The organism is Paraburkholderia suaedae (assembly GCF_040812055.1).
GTDB lineage: Bacteria > Pseudomonadota > Gammaproteobacteria > Burkholderiales > Burkholderiaceae > Paraburkholderia.
Genome location: NZ_JBFOAH010000016.1, coordinates 134,896 through 148,974 on the forward strand (window position 1 = coordinate 134,896; position 14,079 = coordinate 148,974).

The following is a 14,079-nucleotide window of genomic DNA, read 5'->3' on the forward strand; positions in this document are numbered from 1 at the left end:
TGGCCGCAAGCATGGCCGCCACAATGGCCCAAGGCGGTGATTCGCGGGAGGCAGCGGTGGACGCGACAGATCTGCTGGCGGATTCAGAACCGGTCCTCAAAGACTGGACCATGAAACGGAACTGTTCGATGTCGCCGCGGCAGTTCGTATGTCTCTATGTGTCGCTTGCGTTGTTCTCGCTGGCAATTGCTTTCATGCTGGTTCTGGTCGGCGCCTGGCTGGTGTTGCCGTTCACCGGTATCGAATTGCTGGCGGTGGGCATCGCGTTTGCCATTTACGCGCGTCACGCTGTCGACTACGAGCGCATCCGGTTGTTTCCGAACCGGCTGGTAGTCGAGCAGGTCAGCGCCGAGCAGCTCACGCAGTTCGAATTCAATCCGCGTTGGGTGCGGGTCGAGCCGGGCTCAACGCCGCGTGACCCGATCAAACTGGTCTCGCGCGGCGAGACGATCATGATCGGGCAACATCTCGCGCAGTATCGGCGCGCGCAGTTCGCAGGCGAATTGCGCATGTGGCTCTCGCGTTGCTAGACGCGGCGGGGCACAAGGCGGTCAGGGGAGCGTGGGTCAAGCCAGCGGGGTCGAGGGTTTGAATGGAAAATTTGGGTAAGGAAGCTATGAAAACAATCAAGCGAGCGCTCACGAGCGTGCTGGCGATGAGCGGACTGCTTTTCGCCGGTGCGGCCCTGGCAGTGGGCGATGCTCCGGGCGGCCCTGCCGTCAACGCGATCAATCTCCAGCCGCCTGCGTCGAGAATCGCCGAGGAGCTCTTCAGCCTCCACATGTTCATGCTGGCTCTTTGTACGGTGATCTTTATTGGTGTGTTCGCCGTCATGTTCTATTCGCTCTTTGCGCACCGCAAATCGAAGGGACACAAAGCTTCGAATTTCCACGAGAGCACCACCGTCGAAATAATCTGGACGATCGTGCCGTTCATCATCGTCGTGCTGATGGCGCTGCCCGCCACGAGGACCGTCGTCGCGATGAAGGACACGTCGAACGCGGACCTCACGGTCAAGGTCACCGGCTACCAGTGGAAGTGGGGCTACGACTACGTGAGGGGCCCGGGCGAGGGCATCAGCTTCCTGTCCACGCTGGCTACACCGCGCGCCGAAACCGAGGGACGCAAGCCGATTTCCACGTTGTACCTGCAAGAAGTCGACAATCCGCTGGTCGTCCCGGTGGACAAGAAAATCCGCATCATCACTACCGCGAACGACGTGGTCCACTCCTGGTACGTGCCGGCCTTCGGCGTGAAACAGGACGCGATTCCGGGTTTCGTGCGCGACACCTGGTTCAAGGCTAATCGCGTCGGCACGTTCCGCGGCTTCTGTACCGAGCTCTGCGGCAAGGAACACGCGTTCATGCCGGTCGTGGTCCAAGTGCTGTCGGCTGAAGATTACGCAAAGTGGGTTGATGCGCAGAAAAAGAAAATGGCCGCCGGCCAGGACGATCCGAACAAGACTTACACGCTGGCCGAACTGATCGAGCGCGGCGGCAAGGTGTATGCGTCGAACTGCGCGGTCTGCCACCAGCCGACCGGCAAGGGTGCGGGCGCATTCCCGGCGCTCGACGGCAGCAAGATCGCCAATGGCCCGATCGCACAGCACGTAAGCCTGGTGCTCAAGGGCAAGAACGCGATGCCTTCGTGGGCGCCCACGCTCAATGACGTCGAAATTGCGTCGGTCATCACCTACGAACGCAACTCATGGGGCAACCACACAGGCGACATTCTCCAGCCGAAGCAGGTTGCGGATGCCCGTAACGGTAAATTGCCGGAAGGCGGCGACCATCTGAGCGAAGCGGGTGCTGCGGCAAGCGGCGCAGCCGCGGCAAGCGACTCGACGGCAAGCGGCGCAGCAGCGGCTTCGGGCGCGCAAGCTCCGGCGGCCGGTTCCGGCAGCGCGGCGGCGACCCAGCAAGCACTGCCGGCCAGCGTCTACTTCGATACCGGCAAGAGCACACTGCCGGCCAGCGCCAAAGCGGTGGTCGATTCGGCCGCAGCCTACGCGAAAGCGCATCCGGACGCGAAATTGGTGCTGTCGGGCTTCACCGACGCCCGCGGGTCCGCCGAGCTCAACGCGAAGATCGCGAAGAGCCGGGCAGAAGCCGTGCGCGACGCACTGAATGCAGCCGGCATTGCCGAAGACCATATCATTTTGAAAAAGCCGGAAACGATCACGGGCGGCACCGACGCGAAAGAAGCCCGGCGTGTTCAGATCAGCCCGGCTGCCTGACGTGTTCATGGTCAGCACCGCAGTATTCGCTTTAGGAGATTGTCATGTCTAGCATCGGACACGATGTAGTCGCAGGCCACGAGCACGTGCACGGCGACCATGCCCACGCAACGCCGCATGGCTGGCGTCGTTGGCTGTTCGCAACCAATCACAAGGACATCGGTACGCTGTACCTGATCTTCTCGTTCACCATGTTCCTGTCCGGGGGCGTGATGGCGCTGATGATCCGTGCCGAGCTGTTCGAGCCGGGCTTGCAGATCATGCGTCCGGAGTTCTTCAATCAGTTGACCACCATGCACGGCCTGATCATGGTGTTCGGCGCAATCATGCCGGCCTTCGTCGGCTTCGCGAACTGGATGGTGCCGCTGCAGATCGGCGCGTCAGACATGGCTTTCGCGCGGATGAACAACTTCAGCTTCTGGCTGCTGCCGGTCGCGGCCGTGCTGCTGGTCGGTTCGTTCTTCTCGCCGGGCGGCGCGACCGCCGCGGGCTGGACGCTGTATGCGCCGTTGTCGACGCAGATGGGCCCGGGCATGGACTTCGCCATTTTCGCAGTCCACTTGATGGGCGCGTCGTCGATCATGGGCGGTATCAACATCGTCGTGACGATCCTGAACATGCGCGCGCCCGGCCTCACGCTGATGAAGATGCCGATGTTCGTCTGGACGTGGCTGATCACCGCGTACCTGCTGATCGCCGTGATGCCGGTGCTCGCAGGCGCGATCACCATGGTGCTGTTCGACCGCCACTTCGGCACGTCGTTCTTCAACGCGGCGGGCGGCGGCGACCCTGTGATGTACCAGCACATCTTCTGGTTCTTCGGGCACCCCGAGGTGTACATCATGATCTTGCCGGCGTTCGGGATCGTGTCGCAGGTGATTCCGGCGTTCTCGCGCAAGCCGCTGTTCGGCTATAGCTCGATGGTGTACGCGACGTCGTCCATCGCGATTCTGTCGTTCATGGTCTGGGCGCACCACATGTTCGCCACCGGCATGCCGGTGACGGGTCAACTGTTCTTCATGTACGCGACGATGCTGATCGCGGTGCCGACCGGCGTGAAAGTGTTCAACTGGGTCGCCACGATGTGGCGCGGTTCGCTGAGCTTCGAAACGCCGATGTTGTTCGCAGTCGGCTTCCTGCTGGTGTTCACGTTCGGCGGTCTGTCGGGCCTCATGCTCGCGATGGCGCCGCTCGATATCCAGTATCACGGCACGTATTTCGTGGTGGCGCACTTCCACTACGTGCTGGTGGCGGGCTCGCTGTTTGCGCTGTTCTCCGGCTGGTACTACTGGGCGCCGAAATGGACCGGCTGGATGTACAACGAGACGCGCGGCAAGATTCACTTCTGGGCGTCGATGTTCTTCTTCAACCTTGCGTTCCTGCCGATGCACTTCGTTGGTCTCGCAGGCATGCCGCGTCGCTACGCGGACTACCCGGCACAGTTCACCGACTGGAACCAGGTCATCTCGATCGGCGCATTCGGCTTTGGTCTTTCGCAGGTGTACTTCCTGTTCGCGGTCGCGCTGCCGGCCTACCGTGGCGGCGGCGAACTCGAAAAGGCGGGCGACAAGCCGTGGGACGGCGCAACGGGCCTCGAGTGGACCGTGCCGAGCCCGGCTCCGTTCCACACGTTCGAGCACCCGCCCACCGTCGAGTAAAGCGGTCGTCGGCGAATTGCCTGGCTCCTTCGGCGCGCGATAGCGTCGCTCGGAACCGGGCAGCCGCCGGTCACGAAAGTATTCAGAAAGTCGAGCATGACGCGCAATCCACATGAAAGACGTACGCCCGAACAGATTCGCGCGGGCAACAGGCGGATAGGTCTTGTCATGTTCATCGTCGCGGCGATCTTTTTCGCGAGCGTCATCATCAAGCAGTGGTTCTTCACCTGACGCGGCCGTTGCAGTCTGTTTGCAGGTTTGTTGAGGATTGAGATGTCGAGGCAACCGCCGGCTCAGGCCGATCGCTCTTTCAACCGTCCGATGCTGATCAAGCTGCTGATCGTGGCATTGATGATGTTCGGTTTCGGTTTCGCGCTGATCCCGATGTATCGCGCGATCTGTGAGATCACCGGCATCAACAACCTCGTGCAGCGTGATGCCACGGCGCGCGAGGCGAAGAATACGCAAGCCGATATGAGCCGCACGGTTTCGGTCGAGTTCGACGCAAATGCGCGCGGCCCGTTGGGATTCAAGCCGGAACAGCGCAGCCTCGACGTGCATCCGGGCGAAGTGACGACCGTGATGTACGAAGTCAGCAACGAACAGGCGCACACGATTCACGCGCAAGCCATTCCGAGCTACGCGCCGAAGCAGGCTACCGAGTACTTCAGGAAGATCGAGTGTTTTTGCTTCACGCAGCAGACCTTGACCGCCAATCAGACCAGGCGCATGCCGGTGGTGTTTGTGATTGACCCAAAATTGCCGAAGGACGTGAAGACGATCACGTTGTCGTACACGTTCTTCGAATTGAACACGCCGGCAGCGGCGACGGCCGGCAGCGTGGCGCCCGCGGCCGGAACGGCGGCCACCTCCGCTGATCCCGCCTGAGGGCGCGAGTCGCGGGGCAAGGAAAACGAGACGAGATGAACGATAACGGCGGCAGCCCGCGCAAGAGCAGTTTTGGCCAGTCGATGCGTGCGGTGTTCTGGTCGTTTTTTGGCGTGCGCAAGCGTCGCGATCTGGAAGCAGATGCGTCGCAACTGAACCCGCTGCATGTGATTGCAGCGGCGTTGATCTGCGCGGCGATCCTGATCGGCGTACTGATCCTCGTCGTGCATGCAGTGGTGGGGTAGCCAGCCATACTGGCGCGCGAGCAGGGGCAGGGCGAAGCAGACGGATTAACTACGGTGGCCAAAGCAGGGCCCACGGATTAGAGTGAAGCGGTGCGCTACCGACGCGCCGCGAAGATACAGCCGGACATTTCCGGAACAACTGGACTGAAGTGGAGAATCAAGAATGAGCGGTCAAAACGAGAGCCCGTACTATTTCGTACCGCATCCGTCGCGGCATCCGATCAGCGCCGCGGTCGGGTTGCTGGTCATGCTCGGATCGCTTGCGGCCTGGATCAACGAACTCGACTGGGCGCCGATCGGCGTCGCCGCCGGTCTGTTGTGGCTGCTCTTTACGCTGTGGCACTGGTTCGGCGACGCGATCTCCGAGTCCGAAGGCGGCATGTACGGCAAGAATGTCGACAAGTCGTATCGCTGGAGCATGAGCTGGTTCATTTTCTCCGAGGTCATGTTCTTCGGCGCGTTTTTCGGTGCGCTTTTCTATGCGCGTGAAATCTCGATGCATGCGCTCGGCAGTCTCGACTACAAGCTGATCTGGCCGGATTTTTCGGCGGTTTGGCCGAACAACGGTCCGGCCGCGCTGGTGTCGACCTACAAGTCGATGCAGCCGTGGCCGGTGCCGACCATCAACACGGCGTTGCTGCTGTCGTCGGGTGCGACGCTGACGGTTTCGCACCATGCACTGCGCGAGAACCATCGCAAAAAAGCAATCGTCTGGCTGGCGGCTACGCTGGTACTGGGCATCTGCTTCCTGTTCCTGCAGGCCTTTGAATACTTCCACGCGTACAACGAACTGAATCTGACGCTGGCATCAGGCGTGTATGGTTCGACGTTCTTCCTGCTGACGGGCTTCCACGGTTTCCATGTGTTCCTCGGTGGCACGATGCTCTCCGTCGTGCTGGTGCGATTGATCCGTGGACACTTCACGGCGGAACATCACTTCGCGTTCGAAGGCGCCGCCTGGTACTGGCACTTCGTGGACGTCGTGTGGCTGGGGCTGTACGTCGTCGTGTACTGGCTGTAACGGAGTCTGGCCCGCGCCGACCGGCTAACGGCACGCGCGCAGGCCCTTCGCGCAAGGTCCTTCGGGGCGATGCGCACGAGCAGTATGCAAGAATGCAAGCAGCGCCGCCCTCGACGTGTCAGGGCGGCGTTTTGCTTGGTGGCGCGCAATTATCGCGCTGGAATCAACGCCCGTAGGGAATACCGGTCGACTGAATCCAACCCATCCAGTGTGCGAACAGAATGAACAGGAACAGCGAGATAGACAGGCCGACCCGCGTGGCGAGCGACCAGACCATTCGCTTGGTTTTGCCCTTGTCATGCATCATGAAATACAACGCCGATGCCATGCTGGCGATGATCAGAGCGAAGGCAATGGGAACGAGAATGTGCATGGAACTGGCTGAAATCAGGAAGCGGAGAGGCAAGAAGTTCATTATCGCACCGCGCGCGGGCGTTTGCCGCCGGCTCCCGAGCGCGCCGCAGGCCATCGCGGAGCGTGTTCAATGAAGATACGCCTGGTTCCCGCGCTGCTGATTCTGCTCGTGATCGTCGTGACCGTGCGGCTCGGTTTCTGGCAGCGCGATCGCGCGCATCAGAAGGAAGCGCTCGAAGCGCACATTACCCAGTTCGAAAACGCACCCGCGCAGCGGGTGAGCGCTGGTTTGGTCGCGCTGAAGGACATCGAATTTCATCGCGTGAAAGCGCGCGGCAGTTTTGTCGCGGACAAGGTGGTTTACCTGGATAATCGTCCGTATAACGATCAGCCGGGCTTTTATGTCGTCATGCCTTTCAAACTGGCCGACGGCGGTTATGTGCTGGTCAATCGCGGCTGGCTGCCGCGCAACATGAGCAATCGCGAGACCATCGCGCCGTACGCGACGCCGCAAGGCGAAATCGAAATCGAAGGAATCGCGCGCGCCGATGCGTCGCGCGCCTTCGAGTTGGGGCAAGGCGGCTCGGCGGCGCATCAACGGATCCGCCAGAATCTGGATATCGCCGCATATGCCGCCGAAACCGGCTTGCCGCTGCAACCGTTCGTGATTCAGCAACTAAGCGACGACGGCGACAAACTGGTTCGCGACTGGCCCGCGCCGACCAATGGTGTCGAGCGCAACTACGGCTATATGTTCCAGTGGTGGGGCATGGCGGCCGCGGCCTTGGGGTTCGGCGTGTACGCCGCCCGGCGCGCCGCAAGGAAAGAACGCCAGCCCCACGCGTAAGCGGCAAGGAACGCTGACCTGTCAGTCGCCGGATAGCAGGAACACGTTCTGCGCGTCATGCGAAAATCCCCGCGCCGCGCGTATCGCAGTACTCGCTGCTTGAGACAAACAAGGGCCGCAAGCCGGGCAACATTGAAAGAGGTCTGTAGTGTCGACGCAATCTCCCCGTTCGCCGCAAGCCGGCAAATCGACCGGCCGCGCACCGATGCCCGGTCAACCCAACGGCGACGGCTCCTGGCGGCGCGGCCGCTGGATGCTGTTGCTGCTGGCCATCATCTGTGCGGCGCCGATCGCCGTGTCGTATTTCATGTACTACGTCATCAAGCCGAGCGGCGGCAGCACGAGCTACGGCACGCTGGTCGAGCCTCAACGGCCGATCCCGGAATCGCTCATGGTCACGGGCGAGGACGGCAAGCCGGTGAAACTGGCGACGCTGCGCGGCCGCTGGCTGCTGATCTCGATCGACGGCAGCACGTGCGACAAAGCCTGCGTCACCAAGCTGTACTTCATGCGGCAAATCCGCGCAGCACAGGGGCCGGAACGCGAGCGCGTCGTGGAAGTGTGGCTGCGCACCGATGCCGGCAAGGTTGCCGACGTGATACAAACCGCCTATCCGGACACCAGGATGCTGATCGCCGATCCGGCGCAGTTGTCCGCGTGGCTGCCCGCCGACACGGGCACCCAGATAACCGACCACATCTACATGGTCGACCCCAACGGCAATCTGATGATGCGTTTCCCCAAAGATCCGAACCCCAGCAAGATCAAGGGCGACGTGACCAAGCTGCTCAAATGGTCGAGCATCGGCTGATGCCGCAACCAGGGTAAGAAGAGATGTTCGTACTGCAACTGGCCCTGATCGGCCTGTGTATCGCGTTGTTGCCGCTCTCCTACGTATGGGTCAAGGCCGACGACGACAAATTCCGCAAGCTGGTCTGGCTGACCACCTTCCTGACGCTCGATCTGGTGATGTTTGGCGGATTCACGCGCCTCACCGATTCCGGGCTCGGCTGTCCGGACTGGCCGGGCTGCTACGGCACGTCGTCGCCGTTCATCGCACACGCGGCGATTGCAGCCGCGCATTACGCCATGCCGAGCGGGCCGGTCAGCATGGCGAAGGCCTGGATCGAGATGATCCACCGATACTTTGCGATGGCGATCGGAGTGCTGATCATCGCGCAGACGATCATTGCGTGGACGGCGCGTATCAAGCGCCGCCCGCTGCATGTGTCGCCATGGTGGCCGACTTCGCTGCTGCTGCTGATCCTCGTGCAGGGCGCATTCGGCGCGTGGACCGTGACCATGAAACTGCAGCCGGTCATCGTGACGACGCATCTGCTCCTCGGTCTCGCACTGCTAGGCACACTCGGCTGGCTTGCGGCGCGGCTCACGCCATTGCCCGCTGACGAACCCGACGCTGCGCGCTGGCGAGCGGCGGCACTGGCGGGCTTGGCGCTGCTGGTCGTGCAGATTGCGTTGGGCGGCTGGGTCAGCACGAACTATGCGGTGCTCGCTTGCACCGACTTCCCGACCTGCAACGGCCAGTGGATTCCGCCGATGGACTTCGCTCATGGCTTTCACCTGTGGCGTGCGCTCGGCATGACCGGCGACGGCGAGGTGATCACCCAGGACGCGCTGGTAGCGATCCACTGGACGCATCGCACGTTCGCGTTCCTGGTGATAGCTTATCTGCTGTGGTTCGCGCTCAAAGTGCGCTGCTACGAATCACTGCGGCGGCCGGCGAACGGCGTGCTGCTGGTGGTGCTCGTGCAGTTCGTCACCGGGCTCTCGAACATCGTCCTGCAATGGCCTTTGCCGATTGCAGTCGCGCATAACGGCGGCGCGGCGATCCTGCTGCTATTGCTCGTTATGTTAAACTTTCGAATCGCTTATAGCCGTCCCGGCCGCGCCCTGCTCTCCGCGCGCGATGCCGCGCCAGCGTGACTCCACATGGACAGCACAACACTCTCCCAAACGCCCGGTAGCAGGGTCTCCCAGTACCTCGCCCTGACGAAGCCTCGCGTCACGCAACTCGCGGTGTTCTGCGCCGTCATCGGCATGTTTCTGTCGACGCCCGGCATGGTGCCATGGACGGTGCTGATCGGCGGCACTGTCGGCATCTGGCTGCTGGCGGGTGCGGCGTTCGCCATCAATTGTCTCGTCGAACAGAAGATCGACGCGAAAATGCGCCGCACTTCGTGGCGCCCGTCCGCTCGTGGCGAGATCACGACCGCGCAGATTTTGCTGTTTTCCGCGGTGCTCGGTGGCCTCGGCATGTGGACGCTGTACACGTTTGCCAATCCGTTGACCATGTGGCTTACGCTTGCCACCTTCGTCGGCTATGCGGTCGTCTACACGCTGCTGCTCAAGCCCGCCACGCCGCAGAACATCGTGATCGGCGGCGCGTCGGGGGCCATGCCCCCGGCACTCGGCTGGGCCGCGGTCACCGGCCACGTGCCGGGCGACGCGTGGATTCTGGTGCTGATCATCTTCGTGTGGACACCGCCGCATTTCTGGGCGCTCGCGCTGTATCGCCGCAAAGACTACGAAAACGCCGGTCTGCCGATGCTGCCCAATACCCACGGCGAAAAGTACACGCGCCTGCATATCCTGCTGTACACCGTCATCCTGTTCGCGGTCGCGCTGATGCCGTTCATCTCCGGCATGAGCGGCGTGGTTTATCTCGCCGCGGCGGTGCTGCTCGGTGCAGTGTTTCTCGCGTATGCGTGGAAGATTTATCGGGACTACTCAGATGATCTGGCGCGCAGAACCTTCCGTTATTCGATCGTGTATCTGTCGCTGCTGTTCGCCGCGCTGCTGATCGACCACTATGCGCGCGTCGTGATCGGCGCGTAATACCATGCTCAACAACCGCTTCGCGCGCGCGGCGCGTGGTGCTGTGATGGCTTGCGCGCTTGGCGGCGCGCTGCTGGCAGCGGGCTGCGGCAAGCAGCCGCCCGCGTTCCAGAATCTCGACATCACCGGCAATACTCAATTCGCGAGCAACTTCTCGCTGCCCGACACTTCCGGCAAGATTCGCACGATGGCGGATTACAAGGGCAAGGTAGTGGTGCTCTTCTTCGGCTACACACATTGTCCGGACGTTTGTCCCACCACGATGGCCGAGCTTTCGCAGGCGTTGCAGCAACTCGGGCCGCAAGACGCGAAGCGCGTGCAAGTGCTGTTCGTCACCGTCGATCCTGAGCGCGATACCCCGAGCTTGCTGGCGCAATACGTGCCGGCGTTCAATCCGAGCTTCGTCGCCTTGCGCCCAGCCAATGACGCTGAGCTCGCCAAGGTCGCGAAAGACTTCCGCGTCTACTACGCGAAGGTGCCGGGCAAGACGCCCGATAGCTACACAATGGATCACACGGCGGCAAGCTATGTGTTCGACACGCAAGGCAAGCTTCGTCTGTTCGCGCGTGATGGCCAAGGCGCCGAGCCGTGGGTGCACGACATCAAGTTGTTGCTGGACTGATAGGCGACAGTCGAGACAGATTGATCGCGTACATAAGCATTCTCGCAGGGGATTGCACACGCCGCACGTGCTGCATCCCTGTCGCGGCCACGGCTTGAATTGTCGGTCATCTAATTCACGTGAGGTCAGCGGCGACGCGCATCTCCGCCGACGCCCCAGAGCCCCCGCCACCGTAACTGCCGACGGCGACTCAGCCTCCTTCCGGTCGCCAGCCGACTACCCGCCAGTAAATACGCATATCGATATGAGATGGGGATATTTCCCATCTGATCGCGTATATGCGACCATTTTGAGTCCAGCTGGCGGCGCGCTACGATCGACCCGTGCCGCAGCCGGATTCCCCCGGTCGACACCGGCCGGAGAATCGAATCAGACAGTGAGAACTACATGCAGCGCAGGAACATCCTCAAAGCCCTCTCCGCGGTAATCGCCGGCGCGGCGATCGTCGCCAGCTTCAGTGCGAACGCAGACGACAAAGTCATCAAGGTCGGCACCATTGGCGGGCCGGATGCGCAAATCTGGGAAGTCGTCACGAAAGTGGCGAAACGCGAGGGTCTGAACGTGAGAGTCGTCGAATTCAACGACTACATCCAGCCGAACGCCGCGCTCGACGCGGGCGACCTCGACGCGAATAGTTTCCAGCACCAGCCGTATCTCGATAGCCAGATTAAACAGCGCGGCTACAAGCTGGTGAATGCGGGCCTCACCTACATCTCGCCGCTCGGCGTCTACTCCAAGAAGCTGAAATCGCTGAAGGACCTGCCGCAGGGTGCGAAGGTCGCGGTGCCGAACGATCCGTCGAACGAAAACCGCGCGCTGTTGTTGCTACAGGCGCAAGGCCTGATCAAGCTGAACGCCGGCGCTGGCGCCGGCGGCAATAACGCCACGCCGCTCGACATCGCCGGGAATCCGAAGAAGATCAAGTTCGTCGAACTCGACGCCGCGCAACTGCCGCGCTCGCTCTCCGATGTCGACGCCGCGGTGATCAACACGAACTTCGCGCTGGCCGCCGGCCTCCAGCCGAGCCGGGATGCCATCGCGCTCGAAGACATCCACAGCCCGTACGCGAACCTGATCGCCGTGCGTGCGCAGGACAAGGACAAGCCGTGGGTCAAGAAGCTCGTCACGGCTTACCAGTCGGAAGACGTGCGCCACTTCATCAAGACACAGTTCAAGGGATCGATGGTGCCGTCGTTCTAAGCGACGCATAGCAGGCAGGCGAGCGCGGCCCTATGCAGGGAGCGCTCGCCGCTACAGGTCCAATTCCCATCTTTCGATCATCTGGTCCTTGCCGAAGCGGCGCTCCGCCGTCGTGCCGGCAATCCTGAAGCCGACGCGCTCACAAAGCCGCCGCGGTGGCGCGAGGGTGCTCGCAGTCATCAGCGTAAGTTTGCTATAGCCTGCGCGCCGAGCGAACCGCTCGCATTCGCCGATCAATTGCGTGCCGATGCCCAGGCGCTGCATATCCGGCTCGACCCACAGCATGCACACCGCCGCCACCGTCGTCGATACCGCGACGAGGCACGCCGAACCGGCCACCATGCCGTCCTGCTCCGCCACCCAGCACCTCTCGCGCGCGGCATCGTTGCGCTCGATGCAATCGGCGACGACGCGCGCCAGCCATCCCTCGAACGACTGGTCCCAGCCGTGTTCCGCGGCGAACCACTGCGTCTGCCGATACATCAGCCAGCCATACTCCCCGGCACGCGGCTCGCGCAGTATCACGGATGCTTTTTTCGGCGCGTCGCCGAGCAGTCGCTCGATGAGTTTCATCGCCGCGATCAGCTGTTCCTGGGAAAGCGCGCTGCGGCCACCGATCAGGGCCAGCACTTGCGCGTCGGCGGCGGTATCGAGCGGCTCGTAGGCCGCGTGGCCGGCGGCGGTGAGGGTGATGAGGGACTGGCGCGCGTCGCAGTCGGACGGCCGGCGTGTGATCAGGTTACGCCGTGCGAAACCGGCCAGCAGGCGGCTGAGATAGCCGCTGTCGAGACCGAGTGTCCGGCCGAGCGCCGAGGCGGTTTGCGCAGGTGCGAGGACGAGTTCGCGCAGCACACGCACTTCGGTCAACGAGAACGCGCTTTCGGCGAGATGTTCATGCAGTGCACACAGACGCTGGGTGTAAAAACGGTTGAAATGGCGGACGGCCTGAGCGCGTCGCACCGCCACGGAATCAGTCAAATGCGGGTCCCTCGGAGAGTGTCGATTGCTGGGAATGCGCACTATATGGGATTGCCTGCCGATAACAAAACCGCGCCGGCAAGCGCAGCGGCTGAGTGGTACTAAAAAGGTATGTTTGACAGTGCTCCGCATTGGGCGTCATGAGCGCCACCGCGTTGCTCGCCGATAGGTTTAATACAGCCTGAATACGGGTAAATCCCTAGGCGACAATTCCGTACCGGCAGCCTTTTGGAACCGGGGGGAGCCTTATCCAACAAGGCCTTCGGACTCGTCGCATCGGATATAACCAATTTATTGACTGGTATTATGTTGGTTATATAATGGGCTCTCATTTTCGCAGGCCTAGCGCTTTCTCGACGGCCGCCGGAGTCCCATGGAAACTCGCTGGTCCGCACTGGTGCCTGACGCCCGCAACGTCACGCCGCTCTATTTGCAACTCGCGCGCAATCTGGCGACGGCGATCCACTGCGGAGTCTGGTCGGCGGGCGAAGCGCTGCCGTCCGAACGTACGCTGTCGGATGCAATCGGCGTGTCGCGCATCACCGCGCGCAAAGCCATTGAACTGCTAGTCGAGCAGGGCTTGATCCGGCGGGCGCGCGGCGCGGGCAGCTTCATCACGCCGCGCGTCGAAGATCCGCTGTCGCGGCTCACCGGCTTCACCAAGAAGATGCAGCAGCGAGGTTTCCGGCCGGACTCGGTGTGGCTCGAGCGCGCGCTGCGGGCGGCCAACCGGGACGAGCTCGTGCACCTCGGACTCTCGCCGGGCGCGGCGGTCGCGAGTCTGCGCCGGCTGCGGCGCGCGGACGGCATCGTCATGGCGGTCGAGCATTCGGCGCTGCCGGCGGCGATCGTGCCGGACCCGCAGGCGATCGGCGTATCGCTCTACAGCTATCTGGAGCAACGCGGCGCCGCCGTCGTTCGCGCGTTGCAGCACTTCCGGGCGGTGAACGCCTCGAGCGAGATCGCCTCGTTGATGGAAATCGAACCGCGCACGGCGTTGCTGGTCATTACCCGCATCGGCTACAGCGCCGATCAGCGCGCCATCGAAGTGACCGACACCTATTGCCGCGACGACTACTACGACTTCGTCGCCGAATTGCGCACGTAAATGGCGCGGCTGGCGCGGGCGCGGGCAGCCGCCCGCGAGGCAGAAGCGGCAGAAGCGGCAGAGCCG

Annotated in this window: 16 protein-coding genes; 14 read left to right on the forward strand and 2 right to left on the reverse strand. The window is 62.4% G+C overall.

Going from position 1 to position 14,079, the window contains the following annotated elements:
* Positions 1–56 precede the first annotated feature (56 nt).
* The 7 genes from ABQJ48_RS21670 (at position 57) to ABQJ48_RS21700 (ending at position 6,048) form a co-directional block, all read left to right on the forward strand.
* A complete protein-coding gene (locus tag ABQJ48_RS21670) occupies positions 57–530 on the forward strand; it encodes a DUF2244 domain-containing protein (protein WP_473094167.1) in 474 nt (157 codons plus the stop codon).
* 62 nt (positions 531–592) lie between these two features.
* Positions 593–2,236: a cytochrome c oxidase subunit II gene (gene coxB / locus ABQJ48_RS21675; protein WP_367840047.1), complete on the forward strand. Its 1,644-nt coding sequence runs from the start codon at positions 593–595 to the stop codon at positions 2,234–2,236.
* A gap of 44 nt (positions 2,237–2,280) precedes the next feature.
* The gene (gene ctaD, locus ABQJ48_RS21680) at positions 2,281–3,894 is read left to right on the forward strand and encodes a cytochrome c oxidase subunit I (protein WP_367840048.1); all 1,614 of its coding nucleotides are present in this window, start codon (positions 2,281–2,283) and stop codon (positions 3,892–3,894) included.
* Between the two features lie 96 nt (positions 3,895–3,990).
* On the forward strand, positions 3,991–4,125 hold the full coding sequence (locus ABQJ48_RS21685) for a cytochrome oxidase small assembly protein (protein ID WP_367840049.1): 135 nt from the start codon (positions 3,991–3,993) through the stop codon (positions 4,123–4,125).
* A 42-nt stretch (positions 4,126–4,167) separates the two neighbouring features.
* A complete protein-coding gene (locus ABQJ48_RS21690) occupies positions 4,168–4,782 on the forward strand; it encodes a cytochrome c oxidase assembly protein (RefSeq protein WP_367840050.1) in 615 nt (204 codons plus the stop codon).
* A gap of 35 nt (positions 4,783–4,817) precedes the next feature.
* Positions 4,818–5,027 (forward strand): DUF2970 domain-containing protein, encoded by a 210-nt coding sequence (locus tag ABQJ48_RS21695; protein WP_367840051.1) that lies wholly within the window; start codon positions 4,818–4,820, stop codon positions 5,025–5,027.
* Positions 5,028–5,190: 163 nt separating this feature from the next.
* Positions 5,191–6,048 carry a cytochrome c oxidase subunit 3 gene (locus ABQJ48_RS21700; protein ID WP_367840052.1) on the forward strand — a complete coding sequence of 286 codons (858 nt, stop codon included), beginning with the start codon at positions 5,191–5,193 and terminating at the stop codon, positions 6,046–6,048.
* 163 nt (positions 6,049–6,211) lie between these two features.
* On the opposite strand, the gene ABQJ48_RS21705 is transcribed toward ABQJ48_RS21700, so the two are convergent.
* Entirely contained in the window at positions 6,212–6,421 is a 210-nt protein-coding gene (locus tag ABQJ48_RS21705) for a twin transmembrane helix small protein (protein ID WP_090684914.1), read from the reverse strand.
* 111 nt (positions 6,422–6,532) lie between these two features.
* Here ABQJ48_RS21705 and ABQJ48_RS21710 point away from each other — a divergent pair, with 111 nt between their 5' ends.
* From ABQJ48_RS21710 to ABQJ48_RS21735, 6 genes are all read left to right on the forward strand, one after another.
* On the forward strand, positions 6,533–7,249 hold the full coding sequence (locus tag ABQJ48_RS21710) for an SURF1 family protein (RefSeq protein WP_367840053.1): 717 nt from the start codon (positions 6,533–6,535) through the stop codon (positions 7,247–7,249).
* A gap of 148 nt (positions 7,250–7,397) precedes the next feature.
* Positions 7,398–8,060, forward strand: a complete 663-nt coding sequence (locus ABQJ48_RS21715; RefSeq protein ID WP_367840054.1) for an SCO family protein — start codon at positions 7,398–7,400, stop codon at positions 8,058–8,060.
* Between the two features lie 23 nt (positions 8,061–8,083).
* A complete protein-coding gene (locus ABQJ48_RS21720; RefSeq protein WP_367840055.1) occupies positions 8,084–9,193 on the forward strand; it encodes a COX15/CtaA family protein in 1,110 nt (369 codons plus the stop codon).
* A 6-nt stretch (positions 9,194–9,199) separates the two neighbouring features.
* Positions 9,200–10,105 (forward strand): heme o synthase, encoded by a 906-nt coding sequence (gene cyoE, locus ABQJ48_RS21725; protein ID WP_367840056.1) that lies wholly within the window; start codon positions 9,200–9,202, stop codon positions 10,103–10,105.
* Positions 10,106–10,109: 4 nt separating this feature from the next.
* Positions 10,110–10,727, forward strand: a complete 618-nt coding sequence (locus ABQJ48_RS21730; protein WP_367840057.1) for an SCO family protein — start codon at positions 10,110–10,112, stop codon at positions 10,725–10,727.
* A gap of 387 nt (positions 10,728–11,114) precedes the next feature.
* Entirely contained in the window at positions 11,115–11,927 is an 813-nt protein-coding gene (locus ABQJ48_RS21735) for a MetQ/NlpA family ABC transporter substrate-binding protein (RefSeq protein WP_367840058.1), read from the forward strand.
* 51 nt (positions 11,928–11,978) lie between these two features.
* Here ABQJ48_RS21735 and ABQJ48_RS21740 read toward each other — a convergent pair whose 3' ends face one another.
* Complete coding sequence (locus ABQJ48_RS21740) at positions 11,979–12,905, reverse strand: bifunctional helix-turn-helix transcriptional regulator/GNAT family N-acetyltransferase (RefSeq protein ID WP_367840059.1); 927 nt, start codon at positions 12,903–12,905, stop codon at positions 11,979–11,981.
* Positions 12,906–13,278: 373 nt separating this feature from the next.
* Here ABQJ48_RS21740 and ABQJ48_RS21745 point away from each other — a divergent pair, with 373 nt between their 5' ends.
* Positions 13,279–14,013, forward strand: a complete 735-nt coding sequence (locus ABQJ48_RS21745) for a GntR family transcriptional regulator (RefSeq protein ID WP_367840060.1) — start codon at positions 13,279–13,281, stop codon at positions 14,011–14,013.
* Positions 14,014–14,079: the final 66 nt, after the last annotated feature.

Coding starts and splice junctions, on each gene's coding strand:
- coxB (WP_367840047.1), top strand. CDS start 593: ATGGAAAATTTGGGTAAGGAAGCTATGAAAACAATCAAGCGAGCGCTC.
- ctaD (WP_367840048.1), top strand. CDS start 2,281: ATGTCTAGCATCGGACACGATGTAGTCGCAGGCCACGAGCACGTGCAC.
- ABQJ48_RS21685 (WP_367840049.1), top strand. CDS start 3,991: ATGACGCGCAATCCACATGAAAGACGTACGCCCGAACAGATTCGCGCG.
- ABQJ48_RS21690 (WP_367840050.1), top strand. CDS start 4,168: ATGTCGAGGCAACCGCCGGCTCAGGCCGATCGCTCTTTCAACCGTCCG.
- ABQJ48_RS21695 (WP_367840051.1), top strand. CDS start 4,818: ATGAACGATAACGGCGGCAGCCCGCGCAAGAGCAGTTTTGGCCAGTCG.
- ABQJ48_RS21700 (WP_367840052.1), top strand. CDS start 5,191: ATGAGCGGTCAAAACGAGAGCCCGTACTATTTCGTACCGCATCCGTCG.
- ABQJ48_RS21705 (WP_090684914.1), bottom strand. CDS start 6,421: ATGCACATTCTCGTTCCCATTGCCTTCGCTCTGATCATCGCCAGCATG.
- ABQJ48_RS21710 (WP_367840053.1), top strand. CDS start 6,533: ATGAAGATACGCCTGGTTCCCGCGCTGCTGATTCTGCTCGTGATCGTC.
- ABQJ48_RS21720 (WP_367840055.1), top strand. CDS start 8,084: ATGTTCGTACTGCAACTGGCCCTGATCGGCCTGTGTATCGCGTTGTTG.
- cyoE (WP_367840056.1), top strand. CDS start 9,200: ATGGACAGCACAACACTCTCCCAAACGCCCGGTAGCAGGGTCTCCCAG.
- ABQJ48_RS21730 (WP_367840057.1), top strand. CDS start 10,110: ATGCTCAACAACCGCTTCGCGCGCGCGGCGCGTGGTGCTGTGATGGCT.
- ABQJ48_RS21735 (WP_367840058.1), top strand. CDS start 11,115: ATGCAGCGCAGGAACATCCTCAAAGCCCTCTCCGCGGTAATCGCCGGC.
- ABQJ48_RS21745 (WP_367840060.1), top strand. CDS start 13,279: ATGGAAACTCGCTGGTCCGCACTGGTGCCTGACGCCCGCAACGTCACG.